At 46.2% G+C, this 15588-nt stretch carries 13 protein-coding genes; 11 read left to right on the top strand and 2 right to left on the bottom strand.

What is annotated here, in order from left to right; translation table 11 throughout:
• The first annotated feature begins 44 nt into the window (after positions 1 to 44).
• Positions 45 to 872: a pur operon repressor gene (gene purR, locus TES5_RS01585; RefSeq protein ID WP_068559034.1), complete on the top strand. Its 828-nt coding sequence runs from the start codon at positions 45 to 47 to the stop codon at positions 870 to 872.
• Positions 873 to 978: 106 nt separating this feature from the next.
• Here purR and TES5_RS01580 read toward each other — a convergent pair whose 3' ends face one another.
• A complete protein-coding gene (locus TES5_RS01580) occupies positions 979 to 1512 on the bottom strand; it encodes a cupin domain-containing protein (RefSeq protein WP_068559355.1) in 534 nt (177 codons plus the stop codon).
• 206 nt (positions 1513 to 1718) lie between these two features.
• Here TES5_RS01580 and glmU point away from each other — a divergent pair, with 206 nt between their 5' ends.
• On the top strand, positions 1719 to 3095 hold the full coding sequence (gene glmU / locus TES5_RS01575; protein ID WP_068559032.1) for a bifunctional UDP-N-acetylglucosamine diphosphorylase/glucosamine-1-phosphate N-acetyltransferase GlmU: 1377 nt from the start codon (positions 1719 to 1721) through the stop codon (positions 3093 to 3095).
• 96 nt (positions 3096 to 3191) lie between these two features.
• Entirely contained in the window at positions 3192 to 4172 is a 981-nt protein-coding gene (locus tag TES5_RS01570; RefSeq protein ID WP_068559030.1) for a ribose-phosphate diphosphokinase, read from the top strand.
• Between the two features lie 273 nt (positions 4173 to 4445).
• Here the strand turns inward: TES5_RS01570 and TES5_RS01565 are convergent, their stop codons facing one another.
• A complete protein-coding gene (locus tag TES5_RS01565; protein ID WP_068559028.1) occupies positions 4446 to 5423 on the bottom strand; it encodes an L-lactate dehydrogenase in 978 nt (325 codons plus the stop codon).
• Between the two features lie 389 nt (positions 5424 to 5812).
• Here TES5_RS01565 and pth point away from each other — a divergent pair, with 389 nt between their 5' ends.
• The 8 genes from pth to tilS all read left to right on the top strand — a co-directional run bounded on the left by pth (position 5813) and on the right by tilS (position 15576).
• On the top strand, positions 5813 to 6382 hold the full coding sequence (pth, locus tag TES5_RS01560) for an aminoacyl-tRNA hydrolase (protein WP_068559026.1): 570 nt from the start codon (positions 5813 to 5815) through the stop codon (positions 6380 to 6382).
• Between the two features lie 114 nt (positions 6383 to 6496).
• Positions 6497 to 10021 carry a transcription-repair coupling factor gene (gene mfd / locus TES5_RS01555; RefSeq protein ID WP_068559024.1) on the top strand — a complete coding sequence of 1175 codons (3525 nt, stop codon included), beginning with the start codon at positions 6497 to 6499 and terminating at the stop codon, positions 10019 to 10021.
• Positions 10011 to 11633, top strand: a complete 1623-nt coding sequence (locus TES5_RS01550) for a putative polysaccharide biosynthesis protein (RefSeq protein WP_068559022.1) — start codon at positions 10011 to 10013, stop codon at positions 11631 to 11633. Before mfd ends, TES5_RS01550 begins: the two co-directional genes overlap by 11 nt.
• Positions 11634 to 11658: 25 nt before the next feature.
• Positions 11659 to 12717, top strand: a complete 1059-nt coding sequence (locus TES5_RS01545; RefSeq protein WP_068559020.1) for a MazG nucleotide pyrophosphohydrolase domain-containing protein — start codon at positions 11659 to 11661, stop codon at positions 12715 to 12717.
• Positions 12704 to 12982, top strand: a complete 279-nt coding sequence (locus tag TES5_RS01540) for an RNA-binding S4 domain-containing protein (protein WP_068559018.1) — start codon at positions 12704 to 12706, stop codon at positions 12980 to 12982. Before TES5_RS01545 ends, TES5_RS01540 begins: the two co-directional genes overlap by 14 nt.
• A gap of 106 nt (positions 12983 to 13088) precedes the next feature.
• On the top strand, positions 13089 to 13523 hold the full coding sequence (locus TES5_RS01535) for an FtsB family cell division protein (RefSeq protein ID WP_068559017.1): 435 nt from the start codon (positions 13089 to 13091) through the stop codon (positions 13521 to 13523).
• 87 nt (positions 13524 to 13610) lie between these two features.
• On the top strand, positions 13611 to 14090 hold the full coding sequence (locus TES5_RS01530; protein ID WP_068559014.1) for a S1 domain-containing RNA-binding protein: 480 nt from the start codon (positions 13611 to 13613) through the stop codon (positions 14088 to 14090).
• Positions 14091 to 14178: 88 nt separating this feature from the next.
• Positions 14179 to 15576: a tRNA lysidine(34) synthetase TilS gene (gene tilS, locus TES5_RS01525; protein ID WP_068559012.1), complete on the top strand. Its 1398-nt coding sequence runs from the start codon at positions 14179 to 14181 to the stop codon at positions 15574 to 15576.
• Positions 15577 to 15588 lie beyond the last annotated feature (12 nt).

The following is a 15588-nucleotide window of genomic DNA, read 5'->3' as shown; positions in this document are numbered from 1 at the left end:
ACTATATAATAGAGGAAAGAACGCAATATGAGGAGAGATTTGGAGTGAAAATAAAGCGCAGTGAACGGTTAGTTGATATGACCCGTTACTTACTAGAAAGACCGCATCGGTTGATTTCATTGACCTATTTCGCTAAACGATATGAATCAGCGAAATCTTCCATCAGTGAAGATCTATCCATCATCAAAAAAACATTTGAAGACCGTGGAACGGGGATTGTTGAAACGCTGCCGGGTGCAGCAGGAGGCGTCAAGTATATTCCGACAATCAACAAAGAAAATGCCCGCGAAATTATAGAAGAAATGTGCGAAATCATGAACAGTAAAGATCGTCTGTTGCCGGGAGGATACGTTTATCTTTCTGATATGTTGGGCAATCCGGAAATTCTCCAGAAAATCGGACGTGTCATCGCGGCTCAATATGTTGACAAAAAAGTGGATGCTGTCATGACTGTCGCCACCAAAGGGGTTCCGATTGCGCAAGCAGTCGCTACGTATCTAAATGTGCCGTTCGTCATTGTTCGTCGTGATTCGAAAATTACAGAAGGTTCAACTGTGAGCATCAATTATGTCTCAGGTTCATCAGATCGAGTAGAAAAAATGGAACTGTCGAAACGCAGTCTGCCCCGCGGTTCCAAAGTTCTGATCGTCGATGATTTCCTCAAAGGTGGAGGCACCATCAATGGTATGCGCAGCATGATTTCTGAATTTGAGTCGGAAACAGTCGGCGTAACCGTATTCGCAGAAGCTGGCTACAATTCCAAGCGTGAAGTGTTCGATTATACTTCGCTTATCCGCGTAAATAATATTGATTTGAAAGATCATTCCATCAGCGTGGGCTTGGGCAATTATTTCGATTCAAGCACCGATTGAAAATAACTATGAAAAAAAGAGCTGGCTCCTTGAACGCATCAAGGGTCGGCTCTTTGTTGCGGATTGGCAAAACAGCGCTATTCACCGAGTTAAGTTTCGGAAGAAATCACACATGATCTTTCCGGAAAGAAGTCTCCGGAATTTTTTTGTAGGCTAATTTTTCCAGAATGCTCCCGTAATCAGGATAGTTTTTGATTAATGCATCATAAGTCAATAATTCAAAATCATTATAATCGAATCCTGGGGAAACCATACAGCTCACAAGAGCATAGTCTCCGGACGAGCCTTCTACGCTGCTTCCGAAGATGACCCCTTTCGGAACTGTGAATTGGAAGAGTTCACCTTTTTCTGGATGGCGCCCCATACTGACCGCTTCATAACGGCCATCGGGATGCAACAGGTGGATCGTCAAGGCGCTGCCCTCATGGAAATACCAGACCTCATCGGCCTTCAAACGGTGAAAATGGGATGGGTTATCTGCAGTCAGCAAAAAAAGTATATTACTGTATAGGTAGCGTTCTCTCCGGTCGTCGGTGACGATCAGTTCATGAGAATGGCCGGTTTCGCGAAAATAGCCACCTTCCGCGTGCGGTTGAAGCAACAACTCGTGTATCCAGAATGATGCAGTCGGTTTTGTCATTGGAACCAATCCTTTCAATGTATCTTTCTGTTCATCATTATAAACAAAAAACCGGTCAATAAGAAATAATGTATACGCATTCTTCGTATTTCCATTAGAAAATGAAAAGAAGTCTGTATTTATATACGGCATCATATTGAAAAAAGCAAGATTTTACGCTAAGATAATTTAGTTGAAGGAATAAAATGAAAAGATAGGAGTTGCTTATGGCTAATCGTTTTGCAATCATACTTGCTGCTGGTCAAGGAACGCGCATGAAAAGTAAGCTTTACAAAGTACTGCATGCAGTTTGCGGAAAACCAATGGTAGAGCACGTCGTGGATCAAGTAGAGGCTGCTGGCATTGAAAAGGTAGTGACAATTGTAGGGCACGGTGCGGATACTGTTAAAGGATGCTTGGGGGATCGTTCGGAATATGTATTGCAGGCGCAACAATTGGGAACAGGGCACGCTGTCCTGCAAGCGCAAGTTGTGCTGGAGAACGAAGAAGGCACTACGTTGGTCATCTGCGGAGATACACCGCTCCTGACGGCTGAAACTTTGGAATCCTTGTTGCAATACCATGAAGAGAAAAAAGCAAAAGCAACTATCCTGACTGCGCATGCTGCTGATCCGAACGGCTATGGCCGCATCATCAGAAATGCGTCAGATAATGTAGAAAAAATTGTGGAACAAAAAGATGCTTCTCCGGAAGAAGTGCTCGTGCAAGAAATCAATACCGGCACATATGCGTTCGATAACAAGTTTTTGTTTGCCGCGCTGCAATCAGTAGGCAACAACAATGCGCAAGGCGAGTATTACTTGCCGGATGTCATCGAAATCCTGAAGAACCAAGGTGAAATCGTGACAGCTTACCAGATGAGCGACATGGGCGAAGCTTTGGGAGTGAACGATCGTGTGGCGTTGGCTGAAGCCTCCGTCTACATGAAGAGACGCATCAATGAAAAACACATGCGCAACGGCGTTACCTTGATCGATCCGGATAATACCTACATCGAGTCGGATGTGGTCATCGGAAGCGACACAGTTATTGAACCGAATGTATTCCTGAAAGGGAAAACGATCATCGGGGAAGATTGCTTCATCGGATCGGGCTCAGAACTGAGCAACACAACAATCGGTGACCGCGTACAAGTCAGAAGTTCAAACTTGGAAGACTCCGTGATGGAATCGGACAGCAACATCGGTCCATTCAGCCACTTACGACCGAACAGCCACATTGGAAAACGCGTCCACATCGGAAATTTTGTGGAAGTGAAGAATGCGATTTTGAACGAAGACACAAAAGTTGGACATTTGACTTATGTGGGAGATGCTGATCTCGGTAAAAACATCAACGTCGGTTGCGGCACTGTATTCGTGAACTATGACGGAAAAAACAAACACCGTTCCAGCATCGGTGACAATACATTCATCGGCTGCAACGTGAATATTGTGGCGCCAGTCACTGTCGAAGCCAATACATTCCTTGCTGCAGGCTCGACCATCACGAAAGATGTGCCTGAAGGCGCGATGGGCATTGCTCGCAGCCGCCAAGAGAACAAGTCAGGCTACTGGGAGAAATTGCCGCCAGCCAAAAAATAAAACAAAACCTTATACATGTATGGTAGAATAATTTTGAAATTATAATATCAACATGTGTTAAATTTGGTAAAAACAAAAGATTAACGGAGGATTATCATGACAGAACATTACAAAGATCCAAAACTTAAGATTTTTTCCTTAAGTTCAAATCGCCCTTTGGCTGAGAAAATTGCGGCTGATGTTGGTGTCGAGTTAGGAACCCTTTCTTCATCTCAATTCAGCGACGGCGAAATTAAGATCAACATCGATGAAAGTATCCGCGGTTGCCACGTTTACGTCATCCAATCGACAAGTTCTCCGGTAAACGACCACCTGATGGAACTTTTGATCATGATCGATGCTTTGAAGCGCGCGAGTGCCAAAACGATCAATATCGTGTTGCCTTATTATGGTTATGCACGCCAAGATCGCAAAGCGCAATCACGTGAGCCGATCACAGCGAAATTAGTGGCGAACATGATCACCAATGCTGGCGCTGACAGATTGTTGACCCTAGATATGCATGCTCCTCAAATCCAAGGTTTCTTCGATATTCCTGTCGATCATTTGTTGGGAGCTCCGCTATTGGCAAGCTATTTCTTGGACCATGAAGTTTTGCATGATGACGTAGTCGTTGTTTCGCCTGATCACGGTGGCGTGACCAGAGCCCGCAAACTGGCTGAATTCATCAAAGCTCCGATCGCCATCATCGACAAGAGAAGGCCGAAAGCGAACGTTGCTGAAGTCATGAATATCATCGGTAATGTCGAAGGCAAAAAATGTATCCTGATTGACGACATGATCGATACTGCAGGTACAATCACATTGGCAGCCCAGGCACTGCAGGATGCAGGCGCGTTGGATGTTTATGCTTGCTGCACACATGCTGTATTGTCAGGTCCAGCCATGGACCGCATCAACAACTCCGTAATCAAAGAATTGATTGTTACTGATTCGATCAATATCCCTGCTGAGAAAGTCAGCGATAAGATCGTAATGGTTTCTGTGTCACAATTAATCGCTGAAGCAATCAAACGTATCCACGAAAACCGCTCAGTAAGCCCATTGTTCCAAGAAAAATTTGTCATCATCGACTAAGAATGCGATTGTTGAAAAAAGTCCTCCCTTGGGAGGGCTTTTTTGTTTGAAGGTGCGGTTGTCCGTTGGTTAGGAGTTATGTGGAGAGAGCAGGTGTAGGCAGGTTTAGATAGTGGTGCTGGAAAAGATGAATAACTCGAAAGAATCCATGTTTCCGATCCCCCTAACAGCCCCCAACCCCAAAAATCAAACCCCACATCACCGAAAACCACGGAAAACAAATAAACACCCGCATTCTCCTATAGGAGGGCGGGTGTTTTGGATTGGAAACGATTATTTTGCGTCCGCTTCGAGGCTGGCGAATCCTTCTTCCAACACTTTTTTCAGTGTTGTAGCGGATAGATCCATTTTTTCCTGTTCTGCATCAGATAAAGGAATTTCGATGATATTGCGGATACCGGATCGGTTGATGACTGCCGGAACGCCGATGAAGACATCTTTGTGGTTGTATTCTCCATCCAAATAGACGGATAAAGGCATAATCGCGTTTTCGTCATTCAGGATTGCTTTTGTGATACGGGCTAAGGCTACAGCGATTCCGTAGAAAGTCGCTCCTTTTTTCTCGATGATTTCATACGCAGCGTCGCGTACTTTGAAGAAGACGTCGACTAAAGCTTTTTCATCGACAGCAGAAGTTTGTTTCACCCATTCGTAAATTTGCAGGCCGCCAACGTTAGCGTGGGACCACACGGGGAATTCGGTGTCGCCGTGTTCCCCTAAGATATAGGCGTGAACATTACGGGTATCTACGCCTACAAGTGCAGCGATGCTTTGGCGGAATCGAGCGCTGTCCAGGGAAGTGCCTGAACCGATGACACGGTTAGCGGGAAGTCCTGAAAATTTCCAAGTTGCATAAGTAAGGATATCCACTGGATTGGATGCGACCAAGAAAATGCCGTCGAATCCACTAGCCATGATCTCTCCGATGATTGATTTGAATATGCGCAAGTTTTTGCTTACTAGATCGAGACGGGTTTCGCCAGGTTTTTGGGCAGCTCCCGCAGTCAATACTACGATATCAGCGTCGTGACAATCTGCGTACGATGCTGCGTAAATTTTCTTCGGTGAAGTATAAGCTAAAGCGTGGGAAAGATCGATCGCATCTCCCTCTGTTTTTGCTTTGTTGATATCGATGATACCCAACTCATGACCGATGTTTTGAGTAACCAATGCAAACGCATAGCTTGATCCAACAGCGCCGTCACCGACTAAAATAATTTTTTGTCCCGTATTTCCACTCAATTCTGCCATTATAATGCTCCTCTCGCTATTTGCTGGTTCTATTATAACACTAAACAAAGGTGATTACTCTTTGGGCCTATCCCGATCGGCAAAGATTTTCAGAACCAACGATGATTGCGCGACAGTGATAGAAAGTGAACAACCTGTGAAATGATATATAAATATATTATAAAATAAAACACTTCTATTTACAATGGGGGTTTGCGAGTTTGTTCACAACATTCATAATATTTTTTGCCCATGCCAATCCGATTTCTTACGAATATGCGAGGAGTATGGTATACTAAGTGCATGTAAACTGTGCGGAGGAAATTCGTGCGGCCTTTTTTGGCGTAAAGGGAAGAAGGTACTTGTTCCCAGACGGAGTGAACAACAACTGGAAAAATAGGGGAATATAAATGAAAATGATCGTTGGATTGGGGAACCCAGGTCCTAAGTATACCGATACGAAGCATAATGTCGGCTTTATTACTTTAGACGAGTGGGCCTTTCAGAATAAAGAGAAATACAATAAAAATAAATTTGAAGCGTTATACATAGAGACCACCGTAGACGGTGAAAAAGTTTTATTCGTCAAGCCGCTGACATTCATGAATGATTCGGGAAGAGCGGTGAGACCATTGATGGACTACTACAACATTGCAATCGAAGATCTGGTTGTCGTATACGATGATATGGATATGCCTGTAGGGAAAATAAGGCTTCGACAAAAAGGTGGAGCTGGCGGGCATAATGGCATCAAAAGCTTGATCCAGCACCTAGGTACTCAGGATTTCAACCGAATCCGCATCGGGGTCGGAAGACCTCAACACAATATGACGGTCGTTCAGCACGTTTTGAGTCCTTTTCCGAAAGATGAACACGCCGAAATGTTGCACTCCGTAAAAGAAAGTGTGGATGCAATCGACCACTTCATCAAAGGGAACAATTTTTTGGAAACAATGAATCAATTCAATAAAAGAGGTTAGGTTCAGCTTTAGCTGGACCTCTTTTGTGTCTGCTGTACAATCTGCAATAATGAATCGAGATGAAAGCGATAACCTTTTCTTCTGCAGAACATATGATTAATGAGGAGAATATCAATGAAAGATATAGAAAAATATTTAAAGGAAACAGTAAATATACAGACGTTATTGTCTGAAATCAATTCAGAACTACCGCAGTTGGTAGCAGGGCTTTCCGGATCAGGCCGCAATCTGCTGACGAATATCCTGTTCGAAGAATTGCAGAAGACGATTGTTGTCTTGACCCCGAATTTGCTCCAAGCGACCCAAGTGTACGAAGACATTAGTCAAATGGCGCCGGAGGTTCCTTTGTATATCTTCCCGGTTGAGGAATCGGTTGCGGCGGAACTGGCGTTTTCATCACCCGAATACCGCAGTCAACGGGTTGAAACGTTGGATTTTCTGAATAGCGGCAAAAAAGGGATCGTTGTGATCCCAGCTGCCGGATTCAAAAAAATCCTCTCTCCAGCTTCAATCTGGGAAACGCATTGTCTAGATTTTTCCGTTGGCATGGAGTTGGATATGGACAGCTTGCCTGAGAAATTGGTTGCAATGGGATATTCACGAGAACGGATGGTTGCCAGCCCAGGTGAGTTCAGCATTCGCGGAGGCATCATCGACATCTATGCCCTGAACGAAGAGAACCCCTTGCGAATGGAACTGTTCGATACCGAAATCGACACATTGCGTTATTTCGATGCCTACACCCAAAAATCCGTCGACTCTATCGAAACTGTCCGAATTTTGCCGGCGCAGGACACAATTTTCACGAAAGCGGAGATAGTCAAGCAGGCCAGTGCGGTAGAGAAAAAGGCTGATAAGGCCATCAAAGGTATCAAGAATCAAGAAGTCAAAGAAAGTATGACTCGTGTATTCTCCGAACTGACGGATAATATGAAACGTGGCGAACTGTCTAAGGATCCGCAGCTCTACACAAGCTTAGTCTATCCGGAACAGCCTACGATTTTGGACTATATCTCCGAAGATGCGCTGCTGATCGTGGACGATTACAGCCGCATACTTGAGGTTGAAAGGACAATAGAAAGCGAATCATCGGAATGGAAAATGTCCAAAGTGTCGGAAGGCGTATGCTTGCCTTCACAGGATTTCAGCGCGGATATCCGCGAGGTGATCAAAAAATCCAAACAGCATCGCATCTATTACGCACTGTTCCATAGGGGCTTTGGAAATATGCGCTTCCACGGAGTCTATCCTTTCCAATACCGAACGCTGAACAACTTCTTCAGTCAGATGCCGCAAGTCAAGCTGGAAATGGAACGTTGGCTTAAGCAGCATATGACGGTTTTTGTCATGGTCCCGTCTTTCGAACGCGCTGAAAAGGTGCAGCGGATATTCGCGGATTTCGGCGTCCATAGCTACATCAAAGGCAACGATCCGTTTATCGAGAATAAGGTGAATATCCTGGTCGGCGGAATGGCGAACGGATTCGAATTGCCGCAGGAAAAAGTGGTATTCGTCACTGAAAAGGAACTTTTCAATAAAGTCACTAAGAAACAGCCGCATCGCCAAAAAATGACGAATGCCGAGAGACTGAAGAGTTACACGGAACTGAATCCCGGTGATTATGTCGTTCACGTAAATCACGGGATAGGACTCTACACAGGCATGGAAACGATTGAAGTTGGAGGTGTCCACCAAGACTACATGTCGATCGCATACCAGGAGGGAGCCAAATTATTCATTCCTGTGACGCAAATCCATTTGATCCAAAAATATGTCTCCTCCGATGCCAAAACGCCCAAAATGCACAAATTGGGTGGGACGGAATGGGCGAAAACGAAAAAGAAAGTTGCTTCGAAAATCGAAGATATCGCTGATGAATTGATCGAACTGTACGCCAATCGCGAATCAGAAAAAGGGTACGCCTATCAACCGGATACGCCGGAGCAACTCGAATTCGAGAACGCCTTCCCTTACACCGAAACGGATGACCAACTGCGTAGTACTGCTGAAATCAAGGCGGACATGGAGAGCATCAAGCCGATGGATCGCTTGCTTGTCGGTGATGTAGGTTACGGAAAAACGGAAGTTGCGATGCGGGCCATCTTTAAGGCAGTGCAGGAAGGAAAACAAGCTGCTCTCCTTGTCCCTACGACCATCTTGGCGCAACAGCACTATGAATCGTTGACCCAACGATTTGAAGAGTACCCATTTGAAATCGGTTTGTTGAGCCGCTTCCGCACGAAGAAACAGCAAGATGAGACACTTGCCGGCATCCGGAAAGGAACAGTTGATATCGTTATCGGCACGCACCGGATCTTATCGAAGGACGTTGTTTTCGCTGATTTGGGATTATTGGTGGTCGACGAAGAACAACGATTTGGTGTGAAACATAAAGAGCGCTTGAAACAACTGAAAGCTTCTGTGGATGTATTGACGTTGACGGCAACACCGATTCCGCGTACTCTGCATATGTCGATGCTAGGGGTCAGAGATCTCTCCGTCATCGAAACGCCGCCGGCAAACCGCTATCCGGTTCAGACATATGTTATGGAACAGAATAACGGAGCCGTCCGGGATGCGATCGAAAGAGAGTTGGCCCGCGGAGGTCAGGCTTTCTACCTCTACAATCGGGTGGAAACCATCGAGAAGAAAGCCCAGGAGATCCGCGAACTCGTCCCCGATGTCCGTGTCGCAGTGGCGCATGGCCAGATGACGGAAGTCCAACTCGAAAATGTAATCATGGATTTCATCGAAGGCCGCTACGATGTGCTGGTCACCACAACCATTATAGAAACAGGTGTAGACATCCCGAATGTCAATACGCTCTTCATCGAAAATGCCGATCGGATGGGCTTGTCGCAACTGTATCAATTGCGCGGACGTGTCGGTAGGACAAATCGGATTGCCTATGCCTATCTGATGTATCAGCCGAACAAGATGCTGACTGAAGTCAGTGAAAAAAGACTGCAGGCGATCAAAGAATTCACGGAACTGGGCGCGGGCTTCAAGATTGCTATGCGTGACTTGTCGATACGTGGAGCTGGGAACCTATTGGGTGCGCAACAGCACGGCTTCATCGACTCGGTTGGATTCGACCTCTACTCGGAGATGCTGGGAGAAGCAGTTGCGGCCAAACGTGGATTGAAAGCGAAATCGAAGCGTTCGATCGTCGAAATTGATTTGAGTATAGATGCTTATATACCAGCCGATTATATAGAGGATGAACGGCAGAAAATCGACTTCTACAAACGGATCCAGCGTATCGAAAGTGTCGCTGATCATGATGAAATCGATGCAGATCTGATTGACCGCTTCGGTGATTATCCGCAAGAGGTTTCCGATTTGTTGGAGGTTGGTCTGATAAAAAATTACGCAGAAAAGAGTCAAATCGAAACAATCAAGCGCCAAGGCGAAACGGTCGTCATCACCTTTTCTCAAGAAGCGACTGTCCGCTTGCAGGGGCCTGCAGTGTTTGAAGCCCTCAGCAACATACCATTGAAGGCGCAGATTAATCTGAATAATGCCAAATTGGTTGTCAGTGTGGTTATTGGGAAATTACCGAACCGCCAATGGCTGAATCATTTGAATGCTTTCATCAAAGCTTGCGTAGCTGAAACGGATGGAACAGATGGAAAATAATCGCTTGAAGCAGATGATGAAAGGTGCGCTGTTGCTGTCTTTGGCCGCTTTCATCAGCAAAATACTCAGTGCGGTGTATCGTGTGCCGTTCCAGAATATGGTGGGAAACACAGGCTTTTATGTCTATCAGCAAGTTTATCCTATCTATGGTATCGGTATGACGTTCGCTCTATCGGGTTTTCCGGTATTTCTTTCGAAGATGATTGCGGAAACGCCGGATAGCGGGACCCGCAGGATGATATTGAAACGCAGCCTGGTCATACTTGGCGTCTTCGGATTCATCCTGTTCATGGGGATTTATGGCTTTTCAGGTCGACTGGCGCTACTGATGGGAGATCCGGAGCTGAAGCCGATTTTGCAATCGGTATCCTGGATGTTTTTGTGGATGCCGATATTGGCAACATTGCGGGGGTATTTCCAAGGCAATTACCGCATGGAGCCGACAGCTGTTTCGCAAGTAGCGGAGCAGCTCGTGCGTGTCGGTGCGATTCTTTTTGCGGCGTATCTGTACACACAAACAAAAGGGGATCTCTATGCGATGGGCGCAAATGCCATGAGCGGTGCGACTATCGGTGCGATCCTTGGCAGTCTTATCCTGTTGGTCGCCTATCACAAAGAAAGGCAGAATGATGATACGCTGGTGCTGGATGGGCGACTTCTGAAACAGGAATCGTCGGATGCCCAATGGGGACGTCTGATCCGCCGTTACGCGACTGAAGGGGCGACGATTTGCCTGTTGAGCGCTATCTTGGTCCTGTTCCAGCTCATTGATTCGTTTACACTCTACAACGGCTTGTTGGACGGCGGTAAAGCCAGCGACTTGGCCAAAAATGTCAAGGGAATCTATGACCGTGGGCAGCCGCTTGTGCAGTTGGGCATGGTGGTGGGGACTGGTTTTTCGGCCAGCTTCATTCCGATGATGAGCCAAGCGCACGCACAAAATCGCCAAAACGAATTCACCCGATCAGCTGTGTCGTTGCTGCGGATGACAAGCGTTTTTTCAGCAGCTGCGGTAACGGGATTGTTGGCTATTTTGCCGAATGTCAACAACATGCTTTTTGGGGACCGGGAAGGAATTGCCGTTCTGTCCGTATACATTTTGGCCATTTTTGCGGCTTCGATCATGACAGCCTATCATTCCATCCTACAAAGTTTGGGTCAGTACAAGATTTCTTTGGTTGCACTGGCAGCGGGGCTTACGGTCAAATTCTTCGGCAATTTGCTGTTGGTGGAACCGCTGGGGACGATGGGAGCAAGCATTGCTTTGATAGCCGGTTTGGCTGCCATGGTGTTGGTGCTTTGGATGAACAGTGAACGCGCCTTGCGGGATGTCTGGTTCACGGATCACTTTGTCCGCAAACTGCTGGCTGGATGCGTTGTCCTTTTTGTTACGGTATGGGCGTTGCGGGTCGGTCTGGAAAGGTATCTCTTCACTGATGGAGGCCGGCTGACGGATTCCGTGATAGCTGTGGTGACAGTTTGTGCTGGTGTGGGCGTATTCTTATGGTATATTTTAAAGGTGAGGCTCTTAACTTTGCGGGAGTGGGTAAGTATTCCGTTCGGGAAAAAACTGCTGCGCAAATTGCCGGATAAAACGAGCGATTTAAAATAGGAAAGCTTTCCAGAAGGAGAATTATATGGGTAAAATTGAAATAATGGGGCTTGGAGCCGGAGATTTGGAACAACTGCCTTATGGCGTACACAGTCGCTTGCTGGCAGCTGACTTCGTCCATCTGCGGACCAAAGAGCACCCGGTCGTTGAAAATCTGAAGGCTGCAGGCGTGCAGTTTGAAAGTTTTGATGACATATATGAATCGAAGGATAATTTTGATGACGTATACCGTCAGATCGCAGATCAGTTATTGGAAAAGGCAAAAACGCAGGATCTGATTTATGCAGTACCGGGACACCCGTTGGTTGCGGAGGATTCCGTCAAGCATCTGCTGGAGAACGAGGCGGGGATCGAAGTGGAAATCGTCGGGGGGAAGAGTTTCATCGACGATTTCTTTCAGGCGGTAGCCATCGATCCGATCGAGGGTTTCCAATTGGTGGATGGGTTGACCTTCCACCAGGACCAGCTGAGCTTAGGCAATCACCTGATCATCATGCAAGTTTTCAATGAATTTGTGGCCAGTGATGTAAAATTGAAGCTGATGGAGAAATATCCGGATGAACACCAAGTGGCATTGGTCGATGCGGCAGGGACAAAGATGCAGAAAGTGACTTGGTGCCCGTTGTACGAGATGGACAGGCTAGAGGGCGTGCACAACTTGCTCTCCTTGTATGTTCCACCGCTTGAGAAAGATGAGCGAACGAAAAGCTTTGAGTTGACCCAAGCTTACATGGATGCCATCGTAGAAAAAGATGTTTGGGTGCAATCGCAGACGCACGAAAGCCTGTTGCCTTATCTGAAGGAAGAATGCGAAGAAGTGGCCGAAGCGATCCAGAACGATGATATCGATAACCTGATCGAAGAGTTGGGCGATATTCTGCTCCAGGTTCTCTATCACGCCTCCTTTGGCGAACGGGAAGGCTTCTTCACGATGGAGGATGTCCTGGAAACATTGAACAGGAAATTGCGCAGACGCCATCCGCATGTTTTTGACGTAGTGAAAGCCGATACGATCGAAGAAATCGATAAGATGTGGCAAGCGATAAAAGCAAAAGAAAAGGGGAATTCCGATGAGACTAGATAAATTTTTGAAAGTATCCCGCTTGATCAAACGCAGATCGGTCGCCAAAGAAGTGGCGGACAAAGGGCGCATCCTGATCAACGGCAAGCAAGCAAAATCGAGTTCGACTGTCAAAGTCGGAGATGAAATGACGCTGCAATTCGGAAACAAAACCGTCGTCGTTCGCATCGACAAAATTGTGGAAACGACTAAAAAGGATGAAGCGCAGGAAATGTATACCCTCATCAGCGAAACGGTCGCACCCAGAACGGAAGAAAATCGCTTCTGATGATGCGAAAGGCCATGGACAATCCGCGCCGTTTCTTCTATACTTTTACATGAGTAAAACGATTCGGAGATAATGCGGGGTTGGAAGTTTCAAGGAGGCGATTTGGGTGAAGGAAAAGACGAAGAAAAAGCCAGCTGACAACGTAACCGTGATGCAAAATGATTTTACGAAGACGCAGCACAGTCAGAAACGTATATTTCAGAGGGAAAAGAAAGCCCATATGAGAAGAATGTCCCTGATTTTTTTCTTCGGCGTTGCCTTGATTGTGCCTTGTCTGTGGAAAACAGTCGGAAACTGGTTGGAAATCCGTAAATTGGATGCTGCAATCGTTTTGGCCCAAACTGATAAAAAACAGGCTGAGGACGAAAATACGCAATTGACTTATGAAGTCAAACTGTTGCAGGATGACGAATACATCGCCAAATTGGCACGCGGTAAATATTATTTGAGCAGAGACGGCGAGATCATCTTTAGTTTGCCAGAGGATAATCAGACAAAAATGGCCGAGAAACAAGAGAATGCGGAAGATTTGGATTCATGAATACAGCGATGGATAAAGATTCTATTTTTTTCTGCATAATCCATGGTATAATTAGTTGAGCAAAAATGAAGGAGGAACTTTTTTTTTATGTCAATAGAAGTTGGGAACAAAGTATCAGGAAAAGTTACAGGGATTACAAATTTTGGTGCATTCATTGATTTAGGTGGCGGTAAGACAGGACTAGTTCATATTAGTGAAATTTCTGATACTTTCGTAAAGGAAATAAAGGACGTTTTGAAGGTTGGCGATGAAGTGACCGTTAAGGTGATGTCCATTGCGGATGATGGGAAGATCGGTTTATCCATCCGTAAAGCTGTGGATAAGCCAGCAGGGGAAGTTTCCAGACCTCAACGAGAAAGCAGACCGTATCAAAAAAGTACAACTCCTCGCCCGGAAGGCTCTTTTTCTAAAGGCAGAAAAGATTTCTCAGCCCATCAGGATAAAGGTCTTAAAAACGACTTTGACTCGTTGATGAGCAGCTTCTTGAAGGATAGCGAAGACCGTTTGACTTCCATCAAACGCAATACGGAAGGCAAACGCGGTGGCCGTGGCGGCAGACGTGGATAGAAAACAGTAATTTCTAGAGGATGGGCAAAAGGGAAACCGATTGTCACACCCTCTTTTTTGCTTTACGAAGAAAGAAAGCAGGGGTGCTATGCAGGAATATATTCTGCGTCTATGCAAAGAAGTGGAACGTCACCGACTATGGGAAAAAGAAAGCCGCTTGCTTGTAGCGGTATCCGGCGGCGTAGATTCCATGGCATTATTGGGGCTAATCCAACAATTGCCGCGGGAATGGCAACCACAGTTCGCAGTGGTGCATGTCCACCATCATCTCAGGGAAGAATCAGATGATGAATTCCGGATGATTAAAGACTACTGCAGGAATCAAGGAATAGCTTTTTTCGCCGAACATTGGTCAGAAAAAAAACATCCGAAGTCAAACCTGGAAATGGCAGCAAGGGAATTCCGCTATGCCTTCTTTGCCGACATGATGCAAAAATGGCCAGCGACCCACTTGGTGACAGCGCATCATGCGGATGATCAGCTGGAGACGATTCTGATGCGTTTGGTGAGGGGAAGCACGTTGAAGGGCATATCAGGCATCGCTTTTTCACGCGCTTTTGGCCGAGGGCAACTCGTTCGTCCGTTGCTGTCGTTCCAAAAAGACGATCTCTACCGGATCTGCGGGATGGCCGGAATCCCTTATCTGGAAGACAGCACCAATTCGGAACTGACGTTTTCGCGAAACAGATACCGGAACAGCATCATCCCGTTGCTGCAGTTGGAAAACCAACAGGCATCCAGGCATTTCGGCGATTTTTCGGAAGATCTCCAGGATGTGTTGAAGGTCGTTCAGCCAATTGTAGCGGATTCTTTTCGCTCGTTGTTCACCAGAGATGCTGCGGATTGGGTTTTGGATCTGGTCGGGTGGCAGGCCTGTGACATTTCCTTGCAGCGGCTCGTGCTCAGCTATTTTGTGACGGAACAGCTGATACCGGCAGGATATGACTTCCGGAGGAGCCAACTGACTGCTGTGATGGATCTTGCCAAGAACCAATCTCCGCAAAAGCAAATATCTTTGGTGGGAGGGTGGCAGGCCAGAAAAAGGTATGATAAACTTATTTTCTTATCCCCTGATTCGGCCAGAACCGCTTTTTCTGCTTTTTCTGAAGAATTGGAGCTAAATAAATGGGTAACCTTGCCATATGATGGTAGAATAGGATTATTTCATAGCGATAATGCGTTTTTAAAAGAACTTCCGAAGAATGCTCTAAGCGTCGTCATCAAGGACGAAACGGCATATATGCCTATTACTGTGCGTTCCCGGCGTTCGGGCGATAAGATCGTTTTGAACAAAGACCAGCCATTCACAAAAAAAGTGAGCCGGCTTTTTGTGGATAAAAAAATTCCGGATGAAGAAAGACGAAAAGCCTGTATCGTCACTGATGGCGAGGGACGTATCTTATGGGTGCCGGGCTATGCCCAGTCCGTCTGGTTGTCCGAGAATTACAACGAACAAACGTGTTACAGATTGATCTACATAAAATAAATTTTTGAGGTG

The organism is Trichococcus sp. ES5, assembly GCF_900067165.1.
GTDB lineage: Bacteria > Bacillota > Bacilli > Lactobacillales > Aerococcaceae > Trichococcus > Trichococcus flocculiformis.
The sequence above is the reverse complement of the archived record's forward strand: the minus strand, read 5'-3'. Positions and strand labels throughout refer to the sequence as shown.

Bases quoted from the DNA above. Each gene is read 5' to 3' on its own strand.
- TES5_RS01545 (WP_068559020.1), top strand. From the start codon at position 11,659: ATGGGTAAAATTGAAATAATGGGGCTTGGAGCCGGAGATTTGGAACAA.
- TES5_RS01570 (WP_068559030.1), top strand. From the start codon at position 3,192: ATGACAGAACATTACAAAGATCCAAAACTTAAGATTTTTTCCTTAAGT.
- TES5_RS01540 (WP_068559018.1), top strand. From the start codon at position 12,704: ATGAGACTAGATAAATTTTTGAAAGTATCCCGCTTGATCAAACGCAGA.
- TES5_RS01580 (WP_068559355.1), bottom strand. From the start codon at position 1,512: ATGACAAAACCGACTGCATCATTCTGGATACACGAGTTGTTGCTTCAA.
- pth (WP_068559026.1), top strand. From the start codon at position 5,813: ATGAAAATGATCGTTGGATTGGGGAACCCAGGTCCTAAGTATACCGAT.
- TES5_RS01565 (WP_068559028.1), bottom strand. From the start codon at position 5,423: ATGGCAGAATTGAGTGGAAATACGGGACAAAAAATTATTTTAGTCGGT.
- TES5_RS01530 (WP_068559014.1), top strand. From the start codon at position 13,611: ATGTCAATAGAAGTTGGGAACAAAGTATCAGGAAAAGTTACAGGGATT.
- tilS (WP_068559012.1), top strand. From the start codon at position 14,179: ATGCAGGAATATATTCTGCGTCTATGCAAAGAAGTGGAACGTCACCGA.
- mfd (WP_068559024.1), top strand. From the start codon at position 6,497: ATGAAAGATATAGAAAAATATTTAAAGGAAACAGTAAATATACAGACG.
- TES5_RS01550 (WP_068559022.1), top strand. From the start codon at position 10,011: ATGGAAAATAATCGCTTGAAGCAGATGATGAAAGGTGCGCTGTTGCTG.
- glmU (WP_068559032.1), top strand. From the start codon at position 1,719: ATGGCTAATCGTTTTGCAATCATACTTGCTGCTGGTCAAGGAACGCGC.